The sequence below is a fragment of the Helicobacter enhydrae genome (assembly GCF_001693335.1).
Lineage (GTDB): Bacteria > Campylobacterota > Campylobacteria > Campylobacterales > Helicobacteraceae > Helicobacter_G > Helicobacter_G enhydrae.
Window position 1 is genome coordinate 1,115,561 of the sequence record NZ_CP016503.1, and the last position, 19,634, is coordinate 1,135,194.

The 19,634-nt window shown below is 42.6% G+C and carries 14 protein-coding genes, 2 tRNA genes and 3 rRNA genes; 16 read left to right on the plus strand and 3 right to left on the minus strand.

Annotation, left to right across the window (positions count from 1 at the left end):
• Nucleotides 1–141: 141 nt before the first annotated feature.
• From BBW65_RS05215 to radA, 8 genes are all read left to right on the plus strand, one after another.
• Nucleotides 142–1,639: ribosomal RNA gene (locus tag BBW65_RS05215) — 16S ribosomal RNA — on the plus strand.
• An 88-nt stretch (nt 1,640–1,727) separates the two neighbouring features.
• Nucleotides 1,728–1,804, plus strand: a tRNA-Ile gene (locus tag BBW65_RS05220).
• Nucleotides 1,805–1,807: 3 nt separating this feature from the next.
• Nucleotides 1,808–1,883 (plus strand) — tRNA-Ala (locus tag BBW65_RS05225).
• A gap of 204 nt (nt 1,884–2,087) precedes the next feature.
• Nucleotides 2,088–4,972: ribosomal RNA gene (locus BBW65_RS05230) — 23S ribosomal RNA — on the plus strand.
• A gap of 153 nt (nt 4,973–5,125) precedes the next feature.
• Nucleotides 5,126–5,241, plus strand: a 5S ribosomal RNA gene (rrf, locus tag BBW65_RS05235).
• The 16S, 23S and 5S rRNA genes sit together here with 2 tRNA genes alongside, the layout of an rRNA operon.
• A gap of 1,555 nt (nt 5,242–6,796) precedes the next feature.
• Entirely contained in the window at nt 6,797–7,324 is a 528-nt protein-coding gene (locus tag BBW65_RS05250; protein ID WP_066340690.1) for a hypothetical protein, read from the plus strand.
• A complete protein-coding gene (ftsY, locus tag BBW65_RS05255; protein WP_066340691.1) occupies nt 7,324–8,211 on the plus strand; it encodes a signal recognition particle-docking protein FtsY in 888 nt (295 codons plus the stop codon). Before BBW65_RS05250 ends, ftsY begins: the two co-directional genes overlap by 1 nt.
• A 2-nt stretch (nt 8,212–8,213) precedes the next feature.
• Nucleotides 8,214–9,542, plus strand: a complete 1,329-nt coding sequence (radA, locus tag BBW65_RS05260) for a DNA repair protein RadA (protein WP_066340692.1) — start codon at nt 8,214–8,216, stop codon at nt 9,540–9,542.
• Between the two features lie 44 nt (nt 9,543–9,586).
• On the opposite strand, the gene gdhA is transcribed toward radA, so the two are convergent.
• Entirely contained in the window at nt 9,587–10,939 is a 1,353-nt protein-coding gene (gene gdhA, locus BBW65_RS05265; RefSeq protein WP_066340693.1) for an NADP-specific glutamate dehydrogenase, read from the minus strand.
• 1,154 nt (nt 10,940–12,093) lie between these two features.
• Here gdhA and BBW65_RS05285 point away from each other — a divergent pair.
• Genes BBW65_RS05285 through trmA form a run of 4 tightly spaced genes read left to right on the plus strand, consistent with a single transcriptional unit; the run spans nt 12,094 to nt 15,952 of the window.
• On the plus strand, nt 12,094–12,555 hold the full coding sequence (locus BBW65_RS05285; RefSeq protein WP_066340705.1) for a hypothetical protein: 462 nt from the start codon (nt 12,094–12,096) through the stop codon (nt 12,553–12,555).
• Nucleotides 12,556–12,605: 50 nt separating this feature from the next.
• Nucleotides 12,606–13,313, plus strand: a complete 708-nt coding sequence (fliP, locus tag BBW65_RS05290; RefSeq protein WP_066341834.1) for a flagellar type III secretion system pore protein FliP — start codon at nt 12,606–12,608, stop codon at nt 13,311–13,313.
• A 21-nt stretch (nt 13,314–13,334) separates the two neighbouring features.
• On the plus strand, nt 13,335–14,861 hold the full coding sequence (locus BBW65_RS05295) for an AbgT family transporter (RefSeq protein WP_066340707.1): 1,527 nt from the start codon (nt 13,335–13,337) through the stop codon (nt 14,859–14,861).
• Complete coding sequence (trmA, locus tag BBW65_RS05300; RefSeq protein ID WP_066340709.1) at nt 14,858–15,952, plus strand: tRNA (uridine(54)-C5)-methyltransferase TrmA; 1,095 nt, start codon at nt 14,858–14,860, stop codon at nt 15,950–15,952. Before BBW65_RS05295 ends, trmA begins: the two co-directional genes overlap by 4 nt.
• An 81-nt stretch (nt 15,953–16,033) precedes the next feature.
• Here the strand turns inward: trmA and BBW65_RS05305 are convergent, their stop codons facing one another.
• The gene (locus BBW65_RS05305) at nt 16,034–16,606 is read right to left on the minus strand and encodes a ribonuclease HII (RefSeq protein ID WP_066340712.1); all 573 of its coding nucleotides are present in this window, start codon (nt 16,604–16,606) and stop codon (nt 16,034–16,036) included.
• Nucleotides 16,603–17,640, minus strand: coding sequence for an ATP-binding protein (locus BBW65_RS05310; protein ID WP_066340720.1), 1,038 nt, complete (start codon nt 17,638–17,640; stop codon nt 16,603–16,605). The genes BBW65_RS05305 and BBW65_RS05310 overlap by 4 nt, the downstream gene beginning before the upstream one ends.
• A gap of 178 nt (nt 17,641–17,818) precedes the next feature.
• Here BBW65_RS05310 and rpsJ point away from each other — a divergent pair, with 178 nt between their 5' ends.
• The 4 genes from rpsJ to BBW65_RS05330 are packed head-to-tail and all read left to right on the plus strand — an operon-like array spanning nt 17,819 to nt 19,628.
• Entirely contained in the window at nt 17,819–18,133 is a 315-nt protein-coding gene (rpsJ, locus tag BBW65_RS05315; protein WP_066340722.1) for a 30S ribosomal protein S10, read from the plus strand.
• 15 nt (nt 18,134–18,148) lie between these two features.
• Nucleotides 18,149–18,727 (plus strand): 50S ribosomal protein L3, encoded by a 579-nt coding sequence (gene rplC / locus BBW65_RS05320; protein WP_066340724.1) that lies wholly within the window; start codon nt 18,149–18,151, stop codon nt 18,725–18,727.
• Nucleotides 18,728–19,342, plus strand: a complete 615-nt coding sequence (rplD, locus tag BBW65_RS05325) for a 50S ribosomal protein L4 (protein ID WP_066340726.1) — start codon at nt 18,728–18,730, stop codon at nt 19,340–19,342.
• Nucleotides 19,343–19,346: 4 nt separating this feature from the next.
• A complete protein-coding gene (locus BBW65_RS05330) occupies nt 19,347–19,628 on the plus strand; it encodes a 50S ribosomal protein L23 (RefSeq protein WP_066340733.1) in 282 nt (93 codons plus the stop codon).
• The last annotated feature ends 6 nt before the right edge of the window (nt 19,629–19,634 follow it).

A 19,634-nucleotide genomic window follows, 5' to 3' on the forward strand; every position in this document is an offset into this window, starting at 1 on the left:
ATTCTGATGTCATTACAACTCTTATAACCCGTATAGATTTTTCTATATTGAAGTTATAACTTGTGATACACAGAGTTTTGGGACAAACACTTTTATGGAGAGTTTAGCCACTGATTCATTCTTTGGCTCAAACTTCCATTTTTTATGGAGAGTTTGATCCTGGCTCAGAGTGAACGCTGGCGGCGTGCCTAATACATGCAAGTCGAACGATGAAGCTTCTAGCTTGCTAGAAGTGGATTAGTGGCGCACGGGTGAGTAATGCATAGGTTATGTGCCCTTTAGTCTAGGATAGCCACTGGAAACGGTGATTAATACTGGATACTCCCTACGGGGGAAAGTTTTTCGCTAAAGGATCAGCCTATGTCCTATCAGCTTGTTGGTGAGGTAATGGCTCACCAAGGCTATGACGGGTATCCGGCCTGAGAGGGTGAACGGACACACTGGAACTGAGACACGGTCCAGACTCCTACGGGAGGCAGCAGTAGGGAATATTGCTCAATGGGCGAAAGCCTGAAGCAGCAACGCCGCGTGGAGGATGAAGGTTTTAGGATTGTAAACTCCTTTTGTTAGAGAAGATTATGACGGTATCTAACGAATAAGCACCGGCTAACTCCGTGCCAGCAGCCGCGGTAATACGGAGGGTGCAAGCGTTACTCGGAATCACTGGGCGTAAAGAGCGCGTAGGCGGGAAAGTAAGTCAGATGTGAAATCCTATGGCTTAACTATAGAACTGCATTTGAAACTACTTTTCTAGAGTATGGGAGAGGTAGGTGGAATTCTTGGTGTAGGGGTAAAATCCGTAGAGATCAAGAGGAATACTCATTGCGAAGGCGACCTGCTGGAACATAACTGACGCTGATGCGCGAAAGCGTGGGGAGCAAACAGGATTAGATACCCTGGTAGTCCACGCCCTAAACGATGAATGCTAGTTGTTGCCCTGCTTGTCAGGGCAGTAATGCAGCTAACGCATTAAGCATTCCGCCTGGGGAGTACGGTCGCAAGATTAAAACTCAAAGGAATAGACGGGGACCCGCACAAGCGGTGGAGCATGTGGTTTAATTCGAAGATACGCGAAGAACCTTACCTAGGCTTGACATTGATAGAATCTGCTAGAGATAGCGGAGTGCCACTTCTGTGGAGCTTGAAAACAGGTGCTGCACGGCTGTCGTCAGCTCGTGTCGTGAGATGTTGGGTTAAGTCCCGCAACGAGCGCAACCCTCGTCCTTAGTTGCTAGCAGTTCGGCTGAGCACTCTAAGGAGACTGCCTTCGTAAGGAGGAGGAAGGTGAGGACGACGTCAAGTCATCATGGCCCTTACGCCTAGGGCTACACACGTGCTACAATGGGATGCACAAAGAGACGCAATACCGCGAGGTGGAGCAAATCTCAAAAACATCTCTCAGTTCGGATTGTAGTCTGCAACTCGACTACATGAAGCTGGAATCGCTAGTAATCGTGAATCAGCCATGTCACGGTGAATACGTTCCCGGGTCTTGTACTCACCGCCCGTCACACCATGGGAGTTGTATTCGCCTTAAGCCGGGATGCTAAACTGGCTACCGTCCACGGCGGATGCAGCGACTGGGGTGAAGTCGTAACAAGGTAACCGTAGGTGAACCTGCGGTTGGATCACCTCCTTTCAAGAGAGATAAGCAAGCATTCATTTGCTTTGCTTCAACTTGACTTCTTTTGCTTAGTTTTCAGAGATTATTTATCTTTGGTGCATTGGGGCTTATAGCTCAGGTGGTTAGAGCGCACCCCTGATAAGGGTGAGGTCGGAGGTTCGAGTCCTCCTAAGCCCACCATAAGGGGAATTAGCTCAGCTGGGAGAGCGCCTGCTTTGCACGCAGGAGGTCAGCGGTTCGATCCCGCTATTCTCCACCAAGATTTCAAAGTCTAATCTAAGTCTTTATCAAAGGTTTAGATTAGACTTTTGTCTAAGCGTTATTTGATTTATCATTGTTAATAGCCTATAGTAATAAGACTACAATAACTCTGCTTTAAAAGAGTGTAGCAATACATTCAATAAGGCAGTGATGACTTAGAATCATTCATTACAAGCAGTTTTATCAATACTTTAAAAGCAATAAATAAGCTTTTAAGGGCAGATGGTGGATGCCTTGGCAAAGAGAGGCGATGAAGGACGTACTAGACTGCGATAAGCTACGGGGAGCTGTCAAGAAGCTTTGATCCGTAGATTTCCGAATGGGGCAACCCAATACATAGAGATATGTATTACCTTAAATGGAGCGAACCTAGGGAAGTGAAACATCTCAGTACCTAGAGGAAAAGAAATCAATAGAGATTCTCTTAGTAGCGGCGAGCGAACGGGGAAGAGGGCAAACCAAGTGCTTGCACTTGGGGTTGAGGACTGCAATATCCACTGCAATCATTTAGTAGAATAACTTGGAAAAGTTAGCCACAGAGGGTGATAGCCCCGTATATGAAAAGTGATTGCTAGGTAGCAGGATCCAGAGTAGGCCAGGACACGAGAAATCCGGGCTGAAGCCGGGGAGACCACTCTCCAACCCTAAATACTACTCTTTGACCGATAGTGCACAAGTACCGTGAGGGAAAGGTGAAAAGAACCGCAGTGAGCGGAGTGAAATAGAACCTGAAACCATCTGCCTACAATCATTCGGAGCCCTATGATTTATCAGGGTGACGGACTGCCTTTTGCATAATGATCCTGCGAGTTGTGGTATCTGGCGAGGTTAAGCAAACGCGAAGCCGTAGCGAAAGCGAGTCTGAAAGGGCGTTTAGTCAGATGCTGCAGACCCGAAGCTGAGTGATCTATCCATGGCCAAGTTGAAGTAAGTGTAATAGCTTATGGAGGACTGAACTCGTACCCATTGAAACGGGTTGGGATGAGCTGTGGATAGGGGTGAAAGGCCAAACAAACTCAGTGATAGCTGGTTCTCTTCGAAATATATTTAGGTATAGCCTCAAGTAATAGTAATAGGGGGTAGAGCTCTGATTGGGCTAGGGCTGCTCACCGCGGTACCAAACCCTGTCAAACTTCGAATACCTATTACCCTATCTTGGGAGTCAGGCGGTGGGTGATAAAATCAATCGTCAAGAGGGGAACAACCCAGACTACCAACTAAGGTCCCCAAGTTCTATTCTAAGTGGAAAATGATGTGAAGTTACTCAGACAACCAGGAGGTTGGCTTAGAAGCAGCCATCCTTTAAAGAAAGCGTAACAGCTCACTGGTCTAGTGATTTTGCGCAGAAAATATAACGGGGCTAAGATAGACACCGAAGTTGTAGATTTGCACCTTGTGTGCAAGTGGTAGAAGAGCGTTCGTATCAGCGTTGAAGGTATACCGGTAAGGAGTGCTGGAGCGATGCGAAGTGAGCATGCAGGAATGAGTAGCGATAAAATATGTGAGAATCATATTCGCCGTAAGTCTAAGGTTTCCTACGCGATGCTCGTCATCGTAGGGTTAGTCGGGTCCTAAGCCGAGTCCGAAAGGGGTAGGCGATGGCAAATAGGTTAATATTCCTATACCAACATTAGTGTGCGATGGAGGGACGCATAGGGTTAGGTGAGCCAACTGATGGAATAGTTGGTCGAAAGGTGTAAGTTGGGAGATTGGCAAATCCGCTCCTGTATCACAAACCTGACAGGCTCTTTGAAGTCTTCGGATGGAAGAGAGAATCACTGATACCGTCGTGCCAAGAAAAGCTTCTAAGTTTAGCTAATGTTGCCCGTACCGCAAACCGACACAGGTAGATGAGATGAGTATTCTAAGGCGCGTGAAAGAACTCTGGTTAAGGAACTCTGCAAACTAGCACCGTAAGTTCGCGATAAGGTGTGCCACAGCAATGTGGTCTCAGCAAAGAGTCCCTCCCGACTGTTTACCAAAAACACAGCACTTTGCAAACTCGTAAGAGGAAGTATAAGGTGTGACGCCTGCCCGGTGCTCGAAGGTTAAGAGGATTAGTCAGCCGCAAGGTGAAGCTTTGAATTGAAGCCCGAGTAAACGGCGGCCGTAACTATAACGGTCCTAAGGTAGCGAAATTCCTTGTCGGTTAAATACCGACCTGCATGAATGGCGTAACGAGATGGGAGCTGTCTCAACCAGGGATTCAGTGAAATTGTAGTGGAGGTGAAAATTCCTCCTACCCGCGGCAAGACGGAAAGACCCCGTGGACCTTTACTACAGCTTGACACTGCCGATGGGAGCATTATGCGCAGGATAGGTGGGAGGCTTTGAAATCTTCACTCCGGTGGAGATGGAGCCATCCTTGAGATACCACCCTTAATGTTTCTGTCTGCTAACTGGCTTATGTTATCCATAAGCAGGACAATGTCTGGTGGGTAGTTTGACTGGGGCGGTCGCCTCCTAAAAAGTAACGGAGGCTTGCAAAGGTTGGCTCATTGCGGTTGGAAATCGCAAGTTGAGTGTAATGGCATAAGCCAGCCTGACTGTAAGACAAACAAGTCAAGCAGAGACGAAAGTCGGTCATAGTGATCCGGTGATTCTGTGTGGAAGGGTCATCGCTCAAAGGATAAAAGGTACCCCGGGGATAACAGGCTGATCTCCCCCAAGAGCTCACATCGACGGGGAGGTTTGGCACCTCGATGTCGGCTCATCGCATCCTGGGGCTGGAGCAGGTCCCAAGGGTATGGCTGTTCGCCATTTAAAGCGGTACGCGAGCTGGGTTCAGAACGTCGTGAGACAGTTCGGTCCCTATCTGCCGTGGGCGTAGGAAAGTTGAGGAGAGCTGTCCCTAGTACGAGAGGACCGGGATGGACGTGCCACTAGTGTACCAGTTGTTCTGCCAAGGGCATCGCTGGGTAGCTACGCACGGATGTGATAACCGCTGAAAGCATCTAAGCGGGAAGCCAACTCTAAGATAAACTTTCCCTGAAGGTCGCAAGAAGACTACTTGCTTGATAGGTTGGATGTGTAAGTGTAGTAATACATTTAGCTGACCAATACTAATAGACCGTTTGGCTTATTTATTTAGATAAGCTCTTGTAATGTTTGAGCATCACTGCCTTATTGAGTGTATAGACTTATTACAAAGAAGCTTTTGGCTTCAAGGCTTGAAACAATGTGTTATAATCCCCTTAGAAAAGGGAATAGAGGATAAGCTTTTATCTTCTATTCCCTTTTCCCTGTGTCTATAGAGAGGAGGTCACACCCAGCTCCATTCCGAACCTGGAAGTTAAGCTCCTCATCGCTGATGATACTGCACTTTTCAAGTGTGGGAATGTAGGTCGATGCAGGGTTGGGATTTACTTCAATTCTTTCTTTTTTAATCTTTTTGCTTTTATGTTGATTGTTTTTATGAATTCTTATTTCTGTGTCTTGTTATGGCTTAATGGTTTGAAAACTTTAGGCTCAAGATGGTTGGAAAAGTTGAATGGGAGGAGGCTATACTCTTTGGGGGATTCTAGAATCTCTAAGGGTTTCCTTTTGAAATTGGCTTGAGAGGCTCTATACTCTTGAGGGGATTCTTTGGTTGTTGAATCTTGGTTTGAGTGAAGCACGGATTTGGGAGTTTTAGTCAAACATAAAAAGCCAAGAAGCGTGGTTTTTGCCAAAGTAATCCCAAAAAAGAGAAACTGAGAGATTTTAGAAACACACAAAATCACCCTTTTGTCCAAACCAACTTCAAAAGAAAGAACAAACCAAGTTTGAAATATCAAAATATGCTTTCGTAGAATAACGCTTGTTTGCTAATTCTAGAATCTCTTGGTTTCTTTTTTGGGGTTGGCTTGAATGAAACACGACTTTGGAGTGATTCAAAGTTGGCTTAAAGCTTTCTTTTTGGGTTAGTTTTGCAGAAACATACTTTTGGGGGATTCTGGAATCTTTGAGGCTTTCTTTGCAAGTTGGCTTGAGGGGCTATGCTCTTTTGGTGATTTTTTGTTGTTGAATCTTAGTTTGAATGAAGCACGGATTCTTGGTTTTTCAAATTTGATGAAATCTTGCTCGAGATTACTTTTGCACAAGCACGCTTTCTAATAATTGAATCTTAAAGTGCTTTCTCTCTTAAGGGGGACAAGGGGGTTTATTGCGAGGCACCCCCCTTATCCCCCTTAAAATCCCCCAAACCCCTGCCCGCTTTTTGTGTGTTACCCACATTAATTTGACTTTGTTTTGATTCTTTGGTGTTTTAGGTTTGTTTTTTTGATTCTAGATTTATTGATTTGAATCTAGATTCTAGATTCTTATGTTTTTGATTTGAATTGAATCTAGTTTTTGTATTTATTTCTTAGAATCTTTAGAATCTTTGTGAAAACATTTTTGATTCTTGATTCTTTGGATTCTTAGAATCTCTTTGCAATCTTTTAAAAAACTCTAAGAAATATTAACCCTCACTATTTCAATATAAGCATAAACAACTGCTGACCAAACCAACCTTGTAGAACCCAAAAGGATTCCAAGTCAATGTAATCTTGAACGAGCCTTGCTAATGCAATGCTGGGGTTATGGGGGTTGTTAAGGGGGATAAGGGGAACGCTTGCTATAAGTTCCCCTTGCCCCCCCTTAAGAGAGATCCTAGGGGATTCTAGAATTGTATAAAGGGTGCTTTGCTCAAGCTAACTTGAAAAGAAAGAGAATTTAAGAGATTCTGGAATCACCAAAAGAACATAGCTCCCCAAGCCAAGATTCAAAAAGAAAGCTCTAAGAGATTCTAGAATCATCTAAAGACGCATTTCCCCAAGCCAAACCAACACTTCAAAACGCAATTTGAATCCCCAAAGTCAATACACCTCCCACTATCACACCAACATAGGAAGTTGGTATAATACAAATCCCAATCACAAGGAGTATCCAATGCCCTATCTTATTGTTTTGCTAGTCTTTTTCATCACTGGTTGCGATTTTCAATCCGCCAAAAACCATTTTTATTTCCAAAATACAAACGGCGACAAACTCAAATTAATCCAAAACCACAACACCCTAGAGTTGCCCAACAACCATAAACCTGTTTTGCTGTTTTTGATACGCGCTTCTTGCACAGAATGTTTCAATGGCATTGAGCACACAATCAGAATTTTTGAGGAATACAAAGACAAAATCAATTTTATCCCCATCATCTATGATTTGCAAAACCCCTCCATACAATCCACCCAACTGCGAGAGGAAGCCATCACTCTGCAAAAAAAATACAATCTGCCCTTTGATTTTTACTACTCCACCGATGGCAAGGATTTTTTGCAAACATTCCAACAAAAAACCAATACCCCCCTTCTAGTTTTATATAATGCCAAATTGCAAAAGGTAATGGAATATGAAGGGCTTGTGCCTGAGGAAATGATTGGCTTTGATCTCAATCAAATTTTGGAAAATGGAGCAAATTGATGTTTAAAGGCTTAAAAGAATTATTCAAAAAAACCACCGATGGCATCACCCAGACCATTGGAATCAAAAAAGAAAAGATCGCAAAAGAAATCCTAGAAGAAGCATTAATCCAAAGCGATATTGATTATGCTTTGGTGGAAATGATATTGGACAACCTGCCTCAAGAGGTTACGCGAGAGGCACTTGAAGTTGCACTTTTTCGCTTTTTTCGTTCAGAAAGCTATTATGACAAAATCCAATACCACCCCCTCAACGCATCGCCCAATGTGACTTTGATCCTTGGGGTGAATGGTGCAGGGAAAACGACAACCATCGCCAAACTTGCAAAAAAGGCAAAAAAAGAGAACAAGCGTGTTTTGCTAGGTGCGGGTGATACCTTTAGGGCTGCTGCGATTGAGCAAATCAAACTTTGGGGGAATCGCTTGGATATTGAAGTGATTAGCTCGCAACTTGGGCACGATCCAAGCTCGATTGCTTTTGATTGCATTAAGGCAGGTATTGCAAGAGGATATGATGAGATTATCATCGATACGGCTGGACGCCTCCACAATCAAACCAATCTCAAAAATGAGCTCATCAAAATCGCCAAAGTTTGCCAAAAGGCTCTCAATGGGCAAGAATTCCACAAGATTCTTGTTCTTGATGGGACACAAGGAAGTTCTGCAATCAATCAGGCAAAAATCTTTCATCAAATTCTTGATCTAGATGGAATCATCGTGACAAAACTTGATGGGACAAGCAAGGGCGGTGCGATTTTGAGTATGATTTATGAACTCAAGCTTCCCATTGTGTATCTTGGAATGGGCGAAAAAGAAGATGATCTTGTGGCATTTGATGAAGAAGAGTATGTCCAAATGCTCCTTGATAGCATTTTCATCAAGGCATAACAATGTCAAAGAAAAAACATCTATTTGAATGCCAACATTGTGGCTTCCAATCTCCAAAATGGCTAGGCAAATGCCCAAATTGCAATACTTGGGAGAGCTTCATCGAATTAAATCCAGCTCAAATTCAAGCACTCAAAGACAATACAACCACTTCTGTGGCAATCCCCATCACGCAAGTGGAAGTTGAACATTTTGAAAAATTTTCCTCATTTGAAAAAGAATTTGACATTGTTTTGGGGGGTGGGATTGTGCCTGGAGGCTTGTATCTTATCGGAGGCAATCCCGGAGTAGGCAAATCGACTTTGCTTTTGAAAATCGCCTCCAATCTTGCCTCACAAGACAAAAAGGTTCTCTATGTGAGTGGCGAAGAAAGTTTAGGGCAAATCAAACTACGCTCTATGCGTCTAAACTGCCTCAATCCCAATTTGTTTCTCCTTAGCGAAATCAATCTTGAAAGCATTCTTGCACACTTGCTCCAATACCACATTTGCGTAATTGATTCGATTCAGACGCTTTTTTCTCCCAACATCTCCTCTGCACCAGGTTCAGTCTCACAGGTGAGAGAAAGCACTTTCGCACTAATGAGAATTGCCAAAGAAAACAATCTGGCTATATTCATCATCGGACACATTACCAAAGAGGGCAGTATCGCAGGTCCTAGAGTTTTGGAGCACATGGTGGATTGTGTGCTGTATTTTGAAGGCGATCCCAGCAAGGAGCTTAGAATCTTGAGGAGCTTCAAAAATCGCTTTGGCACGACAAGCGATGTTGGGATTTTTCAGATGAAAGAAGATGGGCTAGCAAGTGCCAAAGAGTTTGCACATCTGTTTTTTGAGCAAAAAAAACCGATGGCAGGGAGTGCAATCACTGTGGTTTTGGAGGGCTCTAGAGCCATAATCTTGGAGATTCAGGCTTTGGTGAGCGAAAGTAGTTTTGGAGCACCCAAACGCCTTGCGACAGGCTTTGACAACAACCGCCTCAATATGCTTTTAGCCTTGCTAGAAAAAAAACTAGAGATTCCTCTCAATCGCTATGATGTCTTTATCAATGTCTCAGGTGGCATCAAGATCACAGAAACAAGTGCCGATCTTGCCGTAGTTGCTAGCATTATCTCAAGTTTCAAAAATCGTCCGCTCAATCAAGGCACAGCATTTTTGGGGGAAGTGAGTTTGACAGGGGATATCCGTCAAGCAAGCAATATAGACATTCGACTAAAAGAATTAGAAAATCAAAACTTCACCAAAGCCATTGTCGCCAAAAAACCCACGATGCAAACCCCCATCAAATGTTTTGCTGTTGAGGAAGTTACCAAGCTCTTAGATTGGATGTAGTCCCCAAACACCCCCTTTCAACCCCACCCTTTTTTAGCGATAGATCAAACTACCCCTTGCTCAATCATCGCAAGAGCAACTTTTCTGAAACCTGCCACATTAGCCCCAAGCACAAGGTTTTTGTCTTGCTTGAATTCTTTTGCCGTTTCTTTGGCATTGCGATAAATTTTGTTCATAATGTCAGACAATCTTGAATCAACCTCTTCAAATGTCCAAATGCTCATACTTGCATTTTGGCTCATCTCCAAGCCACTTGTAGCCACCCCTCCAGCATTTGCTGCTTTGGCAGGAGCATAGTGGATTTGTGCGTCGATAAAAAGATTTGTCGCTTCCAAAGTCGAGGGCATATTAGCCCCCTCACTGATACATTTGCAACCATTATCTAGCAACACTTTGGCATCTTCGGCATTAAGCTCGTTTTGTGTGGCACTAGGAAAGGCTGCAAAACAAGGAATGCTCCAAACCATATTTCTCCCTTGAGGATACTGAGATACAGGCGTATATTTTGCACTAGGAGAACGCTTGGCATACTCTTCTAGACTTAGTCTCTCTACCTCTTTGATTTGCTTGAGCAACTCAAGATTGATTCCATTCTCCTCATAAACCATTCCTTTGGAATCACTTGCAGTGACAGGTTTTGCACCCAAAGCATAGAGTTTTTCAATCGTATAAATTGCCACATTGCCGCTTCCAGAAACTGCACAAACTTTGCCCTCCAAGCTTTGACCATTATCCTCAAGCATTGCTTGAGCAAAATACACACTGCCATAACCAGTTGCTTCTTTTCTAGCCAAAGAGCCACCCCATTTCAACCCCTTACCAGTCAAAACCCCATCAAAACGATTGCTCAAGCGTTTATATTGTCCAAAAAGATAGCCGATCTCCCTTGCACCCACTCCAATATCACCTGCAGGGACATCAGTGCGATCTCCGATATGACGATACAACTCGCTCATAAAAGATTGGCAAAAATTCATCACTTCAATATCAGTTTTGCCCTTAGGATCAAAATCAGATCCACCTTTTCCTCCACCCATATTCAAAGTCGTCAAAGAGTTTTTGAGAATCTGCTCAAAGCCCAAAAACTTAATCACATCTTCATTCACACTAGGGTGGAATCTCAAGCCTCCTTTATATGGACCCAATGCGGAATTAAACTCGATGCGATAAGCTTGATTCACTTGTATTTTGCCCTCTTTATCCACCCAAGGCACACGAAACGCAATGCTTCTCTCAGGAACAACCAATCTCTCCAAAATCGCGTTTTTCTCATAGATAGGATTGCGCTTAATCTCATCATCTAAAGTTTCCAAAATTTCTCTCAATGCCTGAAGAAAAAACTTTTGGTGAGGGTATTTCTCGCTCATTGTCTGTATGACACTCTGTGTATAGCTCATTTTAATCCTTTCAAATAAAGTCTCTTAAATATAACAAAACTTCCAATACAAATATAAAAATTTGATTTTATTTTCACCACAACCCATTCTTTCTTTTCCAAATACCACTTTATCCCCCTCTAGATTCACTTTGCAGGTTTCCCACATTCTTTCTTTTGCTGTCTGAGACAAAGCTCTTGCAGCCCCACCTTGATCTTTGTCATAGCTCACACCACCCCACTCTCAAAAACTATATGCCCCACCTCTCAATATTTGGCTAAATTCTAGCTTACAAGGCAATGTGTGTGCCTCACAATCATTTCAAGCTTTTGTAATCTATGAGACAGATTTTGTATTCCTAGATTATCTTGTTGTTCAATGCTTTGATTTTCTTTTGGAGCTTGGTTTGGCAATCGCTTACTTTTGAGTTTGCGAATTTGATTTGAATCTTGTTTTAAAATTGGCTTGATTGTTTTCTTGGGGGAGTTGAGGGGGGATATACTCTTTGGCAATTCTTGAATCTTTCTGATTCTATCTTTTTGGTGTTTGCTTTGAAAAAAGCACATTTCCCAATTTCTCAAGCACAGCTTGGAGTTTTTCTTTTGAAGTTGGTTTGTTGAGACTATGCTTTTTAGCGATTCTAGAATCTCTTAGAGCTTTCTTTTTGAATCTTGGCTTGGGGAGCTATGTTCTTTTGGTGATTCCAGAATCTCTTAAATTCTCTTTCTTTTCAAGTTGCTTTGAGCAAACCACCCTTTATGCAATTCTAGAATCCCCTAGGATCTCTCTTAAGGGGGGGCAAGGGGAACTTATAGCAAGCGTTCCCCTTATCCCCCTTAACAACCCCCATAACCCCAGCATTGCATTAGCAAGGCTTGTTCAAGATTACATTGACTTGGAATCCTTTTTTGGTTCTACAAGGTTGGTTTTGGAAGCGGTTTTCATTGCTTTTTTGAAATAGTGGAGTTTTATATTTTTTAGGGTTTTTGATAGGGATTCCAAAGATTCTAAGAATCAAGATTCAAATCTGAAACACCAAAGAATCAAAACAAAGTCAAACTAATGTGGGTAACACACAAAAAGCGGGCAGGGGTTTGGGGGATTTTAAGGGGGATAAGGGGGGTGCCTCGCAATAAACCCCCTTGTCCCCCTTATAGAAAAAAGCAAAGTGGGATTTGGAAACTAAGAAGTGTGCTTTTGCAAAAGCAATCTCAAAAACTAGCAAACAAATCAAGAATCCTCCAAAGAGTGTGCTTTGTCAAGCCAAAAAAGAGAATCTGGGAGATTCTAGAATCCCCAAGAGTGTGCTTCACTCAAGCCAACTTGCAAAGAAAAGCTCACAGATTCTAGAATCATCAAAAAGTGTGCTTTTGCAAAAGCAATCTCAAAAACTAGCAAACAAATCAAGAATCCTCCAAAGAGTGTGCTTTGTCAAGCCAAAAAAGAGAATCTGGGAGATTCTAGAATCCCCAAGAGTATGCTTGTGCCAAACCAATCTCAAGCAAAAGAATCGTATCGAGTCTAAGGCATTGGTAATCAACATTGTGGAGGGGTGTCGAAGCGTTTGGGGCTTTGCAACAGAGCCTTGCGAGCTTTGTGCAATGAGCTTTGTGTTTTTATGTATAATGCTTGCTTAAGTTTTGCAACATAGAGGACAGAATTGAAAAAAATTATCATTGGTTTAGCAATGTTTGTATTGTTGGCGTATGGGGCAGATCCTGTCGTGCCAACCGTCAATCTTTCTTTGTCTGCACCAAATGAACCAAAAGAATTAGTCAATACTCTCAACATTGTCATCGTGATGACTTTGCTTGTGTTGGCTCCGTCATTGATACTTGTGATGACAAGCTTTACGCGAATCTTAATTGTTTTTGCCTTTTTACGCACGGCTCTTGGGACGCAGCAAAGCCCACCTACACAAATCCTTGTGAGCTTGGCATTGATTCTGACTTTTTTTATTATGGAGCCGACAGCCAAAAAGGCTTATGATGCAGGGATTGCCCCCTACATTGACAAAAAAATCTCTTATGATGTGGCTTTTGAACAAGGAGTGAAGCCTTTCAAAGAGTTTATGATGCACAATACGAGAGAAAAAGATTTGGCATTGTTTTATCGTATTCGCAAACTTGAAAATCCAAATAGCGTCGATGATGTTCCTCTCACGACTTTGATTCCAGCTTTTATGATTAGTGAGCTTAAAACAGCCTTTCAGATTGGCTTTTTGCTCTATCTGCCATTTTTGGTGATTGATATGGTGGTGAGCTCGATTCTGATGGCGATGGGTATGATGATGTTGCCACCTGTGATGATTTCTCTTCCGTTTAAGATACTGATTTTTGTGCTTGTAGATGGGTTTAATTTGTTGGTAGGCAATTTAGTTGCGGGATTTAAATAGTTTGATTTGTAAGGAAACAAAATGAAAACACAAAAAACTAGTTTTGTAGATATTTTGAGAAAAATGGGGGATTATGTGCCGAGTGCGGTGGTGCTGTTTGCGTGCTTGATTGCCTTGCTTTTGGTCGCCTCTTGTGTCGCAAGTTTTTTTGAGCTTTCGGTGGCTGATCCAAGAAAACCGGATGCAAGGATTGCTATTATCAATTTGCTGAGCCTCAAAGAATGGGTGCATATTGCTACGAATCTAGTGAGCAATTTTTCTGCTTTTCCACCTTTGGGAACGGTGTTGGTGGCGATGCTTGGTGTGGGGATTGCTGAACAATCAGGGTTTTTGTCTGCTGTGATTCGTGCGATGGTGGTCAATGCACCCAAAAAGCTCATCACCCTTGCTGTTGTGTTTGCAGGGATTATGTCCAATCTTGCATCGGATGTGGGTTATGTCGTGCTGATACCTTTGGCAGGAATGGTGTTTTACTCTGTCGGACGGAATCCTATTGCAGGGATTGCGGCGGCGTTTGCAGGGGTGAGCGGGGGCTATAGTGCCAATCTCTTGATTGGGACTTTGGATCCGATTCTCTCAGGGATTACGCAACAGGCAGCAAGGATCATTGATCCAAACTATGTGGTCGGAATAGAGGCGAATTGGTATTTTATGTTTGTCAGCACATTTTTGATCACTTTGTTGGGTTATTTTGTGACTGAAAAAATTGTTGAACCTCGTTTGGGAGAGCTTCCTCAAGACGCAACGCGAGAGAAGGTTTGTTTGACGCTCAAGCCCGAAGAGAAAAAAGCTTTGTGGTATGCGATATTGAGCGGCGTTGTTTTGTTGGGTATTGTTTTGGCGTGTGTGTTACCGATAGATAGCCCATTTCGCAACCCTACAAATGGATCTTTGATCGGATCACCATTTTTCAAAGGAATCATTTTCTTTGTGTTTGTCTTTTTTGCCATTTTGGGATTGGTGTATGGATTTGTTTTGAAAACCTTCAAAAACGCCAATGACTGCGTTGAGGCGATGTCAAAAGCTATGCAATCAATGAGTGCCTATCTTGTGATTATTTTCTTTGCAGCTCAGTTTATCGCACTCTTTTCTTGGAGTAACTTTGGACCTTTTTTGGCAATCCAAGGGGCGAACTTCCTTAAGGCGTTGGATTTGAATGCAGGTTTGCTTTTGATCGGCTTTGTGCTAATTAGTGCTTCTATCAATCTGATGATTTCCTCAGCTTCTGCCCAATGGGCTTTGACTGCTCCAATCTTTGTGCCGATGTTGATGCTTTTGGGTTATTCGCCTGAAGTGATTCAGGTGGCATACAGAATCGGGGATTCTACGACAAACATCATCACTCCACTGATGGCATATCTACCGGTGATTTTGGCAGCCGCGATGAAATATCAAAAAGACATCAAAATCGGCACCTTGATCTCGCTGATGTTCCCTTATAGCCTTGTCTTTTTGATTGGCTGGTGTGTGATGCTTTATATTTGGGTGTTTGTGTTTGGATTGCCTGTAGGACCTGGCTCTGCAAACATCTATCAGAGTGCGTTTTGAATTGCTCTGTATTTGGGGAGTGTGGTGGATGCTCATTGCCCCTAAGCTATGCAGATCAGCTTGATTGTAAGCTCAGTGCTTTTGAGAAGCTTGATTTGGGGGCTCCTCAAGCAGTGTTCCAAAGCCCTCACAAAGGCTATAGGGCAAGGGCGGAGTTCAAAGTTTATCGCGATGAGCATGGATTGCATTTTGCAATGTTTGCCAAGCAAAAACCCGTGATCATTGCCGATTGCCCGATTTTGTTGCCCCATTTGCAAGAGCTTCTATCCAAGCTCAAAAGATTGCTAAATCAAGATTTGGCATTTGCCTCCAAGCTTTTTGCGGTAGAGGTTTTGGGCGTTGTTGGTGGGGGGAGTCTGCTCACTTTGATTTATCATCGCAAGTTGGATCAAGAATGGGAGGCACAAGCCAAGCTTCTTGCTCAATCTCTAGGCACGATTCTCATCGGGCGTAGTCGTTCTCAAAAAGTCATCATCTCTCAAGAAACTCTACTAGATCTCGTGTCGTGTCAGAGTGGGCGTTATACTTTTGTGCGTTATGACAATAGTTTCTCACAACCCAACCCCTATATGAATGCCAAAATGATTGATTTTGCCCTATCGTGTGTTGGTGCAAATGCTGTGGATTTGCTAGAGTTGTATTGTGGGGGTGGGAATTTCACGCTTCCCTTGAGTGCGAGGTTTAGAAATGTTTTTGCCACAGAGGTCGATAGGACGGCTATCAATGCCCTCAAGCAAAATCTTGCACTCAATGCCATACAAAATGTCTTTTGTGCGAGAATGAGCGGAGAGGAGAGTATCCAAGCTTTGAGTTTTGAGCGAGAGTTTGTTCGTTTGCAAGAAGTGTGTTTGAGGGATTATGATTTTACGCATTTGCTTGTGGATCCACCAAGAAGTGGAATCGGCGATAGAAGAATGCTAAGCTTTATGGGGCGTTTTGAAAATATTATCTACATTTCTTGCAATCCTTTGACACTCAAACAGGATTTGGAAATCCTTGAAACAACGCACCATATTCAAACTTTTGTCGTTTTTGATCAATTCCCTTACACACATCATTTGGAATGTGGGGTATGGCTGAAGAAAAAGTGAGCTGTGTGCTTAGCTTGATGATTGGGGGGGACTTCAGTCTGAAAGACTGAAGTCTTTTTGAATTTTGAGATGAGTTTGGAATTATATCTTAAAACTTCTGCGGTGTGCTGGGGTGAGTCCGAGCTCTGCGATTTTGGCTTTGTGCAATGAGGTGCAATAGCCACTATGAGAGGCAAAGCCATAATTGGGGTGGAGGGTATCTAGCTCTTTGCATTCTTGATCTTTGGCATATTTGGCAAGAATGGAGGCAGAAGAAATTTGGTGCATTAGCATATCCCCTTTGATGAGGGTTTGCAGTGTGCATTCAAAAGGAATTTGGGCTTTGAAAGTGGAGTTTCCATCATAGATGAAGCGTGTGATTTGGTGTTGAGAGTGCATTTTTTGCATAATCTCTTCAAGAGAGAGTTTGAGGCATAGGCTTAAGCCTAGAGAATCAATCTCTTGAGGGGTTTTTTGCACCAAGATGTGATGGATTTGAGAGTGGTGCAAAAGAGCTTGTGCGGTTTTCTCTCTTTGGGCTTCGGAGAGTTTTTTGCTATCTTTGATGGGCAGTGTGTTGAGAGAGGAGATGAGCGTATCGCAATAAGCCACTCCACATACAAAAAGACTCCCTCCTATGCAACCGCGTCCAGCTTCATCGATACCACAAATCATTCTATCCCTCCTAGTGCAAACTCAAGGAAGTTTAGGGCTTCCCAAAAGCGACCTTGCGTGTGATCTGAAAAATTGAGCGTGATGATTTTAATGGATTCTTGTGGCATTTTGGATAGTTTTTGGGCGATGAAGTCTTGCTGTGCAAACGGAGCAAAGAGGAATTTCCCAAGATTTGGAATGATGAAGCACCCAAAATCATCATAGAAAATCTCTTGATTGAGGGCGCGTAACTCCAAAACAAACATATTTTCAAGAATGGGCAAGATGGTGTGGTGTAGGTGCAGGGCTTTGGGGATTGAAAAATCTGCAAAATAGAGTTTTTTGGGTTTGTTGGGCAAAATGTGTGGCACAAAAAAAATCAAGCCTTTTTCTTCGAGAGACTGGATAAAGGCGTAGGTTTTGTCTTTTGAGATTTTGAGGTGTTTTTTGAGCAGGGTGTAGAATTGGAAGGAGGTGAGCTTCTGTGATTGGAATAAGGCAAGTTGGGCGAATAGATTCAGATCGTTGGATAGAGAGAGTTGCAACATTTCTTGTTTGGTGCGAGTTTTTTGATGTTCTTGCAAAAATGGCATTTGAGGGAGGTTGCCGTCTTTGATGAAGTTTTTGAGCATCAGGTCTGGAGCAAGGTTTTTGAAGCAAAAACTTGCATATTCAATCAGTGTCAAGTAATTGCATTGCTGCAATCTAAACGATGGGATTTGTATGGGTGTTTGACTTGTGATGATGATTTGGTCTAGGTTTGGCAGGGTGAAAGAGTGGGTGTAGTTTTTGATGATTAGGAGCTCGATCTTTTTTTCGAGATAGAGTTTGAGCAGTTCGCTTTTTGCCTCTTCATAAGAAACCCTTGGGTCTTGGCAGTCTAGATAGATGATTTTTTTGTGCGATAGATTGGAGTTGTTTGCAAAGTCTAGAGCAAGAGAGGTTTTGCCACTTTTGGGGGGTCCATAGAGTATGGTTTTGGCTGAAGAGATGGATTGCTTTCTAGGAAGTGTGTGGTAGTTTTGCTCAAGATAAAAATGTGAAAAAAAATGCATAAAACAACTCCCAAAGTCTTTGAAGGTATTGCTTCCTTATGGATAAGGAAACAAAATGTGCAAATATTATCGCAAAATGTGGATAAATATTGACAGATTACCCTTCTTTTTTTATAATTGCCGCTTCCAAAATCCAACATCAGTATTGTTCTGATGAGTTCTTTGAGAGGAAAATATTATGGAAAAAATTAGATTAAAGCTTAAAGCATATGATCATCGCGTGCTTGACCGATCAGTTGTTGCGATTGTTGAGGCAGTGAAGAGAACGGGATCTGAGATCAAAGGACCCATTCCTTTGCCTACCAAGAAAAAGAGATATACGGTTCTCCGCTCTCCTCACGTCAATAAAGATTCTAGAGAGCAGTTTGAAATCAGAATCCACCATCGAATCATTGACATTATGTCTGCAACCCCAGACACAGTGGATAGTTTGATGAGCTTGGATTTGGCTCCAGAAGTCGATGTAGAAGTTGTTTCTATGGGAAAAAATTAAGGGTAAGGTAGAGTTATGGAATTTATCGTTCAAAAAATCGGTATGAGCCGAACAATCGGATCTTCAAGCACCGCAGTGACACTTTTGAAAGTGTTGGATGCGAAAGTGTGCAGTTTGCGTGAAGATGGAAAAGCGTTGGTTGCCTATGCTCAAGGGAAAGAAATGAATAAAGCCATTGAGGGGCAACAAAAAAAATACAGCTTGAGCAAGGAGTTCAATCGTTTTGCGACTTTGAAAGTGCAAAATCAAGAGATTGGCGATCTTGATACAAGTGTTTTGGCGGAGAGTAAGGTTGTCAAAACAACTTTCAAGACAAAAGGGCGTGGCTTTAGTGGTGCGATGAAGCGTTGGAATTTTCAAGGTGGTCCAGCAGCACACGGAAGCCGTTTCCATAGGAGATTGGGATCAATCGGAAATCGCGAATGGCCAGGACGCGTTCAGCCGGGCAAAAAGATGGCAGGACATTATGGTAATGAGCAAGTGAGTGCTAAAAATGAAATTGTCTCTTTTGACAAAGACAATGGGATTTTGGTGCTTAAAGGCTCTGTTGCGGGATTTAATAACGCATACGGAAAAATTAAAGTAGTAGGATAAATAATGAAGGCATTAGTGTTAGATCAGAAAATGAAAAAAACAAGTGAAGTTGCATTGCCTGAACGCTACAATGAGATTCACGAGCATAATCTCTATCTTTATGTCAAGTCTTATCTTGCATCTTTGCGTGCAAATAGTGCAGATGCAAAGACTAGAGGGCAAGTGAGTGGTGGAGGCAAAAAGCCTTGGGCTCAAAAAGGCGGCGGTCGTGCGAGAGCGGGAAGTATCACTTCTCCTGTATTTGTAGGTGGTGGTGTGTCTCACGGACCAAGCAATAACAAAAACTACAATCTCAAAATCAACAAAAAGCAAAAGCGTTTGGCACTTGAGTTTGCTTTGAAACAAAAGGCTGATGCAGGGAAACTTTATATTGTTGATTCTGTGGCGATTGCTAGTGGAAAAACAAAAGATGCTTACAATGCTTTCAAGGCTTTGGGCGAGAGAAGCACATTGTTTGTTTCTCAAATGAGTGATGAGCCTACATTCTTGGCATATAGAAATCTCAAGCAATGTTATTTGGCTGATTCCAATGAGCTTAATGCTTATTTGGTTGCTGCTTTTAGGTCTGTAGTGATTGAAAAAGCGGTGTTTGATGAAATTGTGAAGGAAGGGTAAAACAATGGCAGATATAACAGATATCAAATCAATTTTATATACAGAAAAGTCATTAGCTCTTCAAGAGAGTGGTGTTTTGGTTGTTCAGACTTCTCCTAAAGTCAGCAAAAATCAACTTAAACAAGTGTTTAAAGAGTATTTTGGTTTCACTCCTGTGAGAATCAACTCACTCAAACAAAGTGGAAAAACGAAGAGATTTAAAGGCAAGGAGGGCAAGAGAGCAGATTACAAAAAATTCTATGTCAAATTGCCTGAAGGTGCAAAAATCGATTCGTTGGCAGTATAAGGAGGA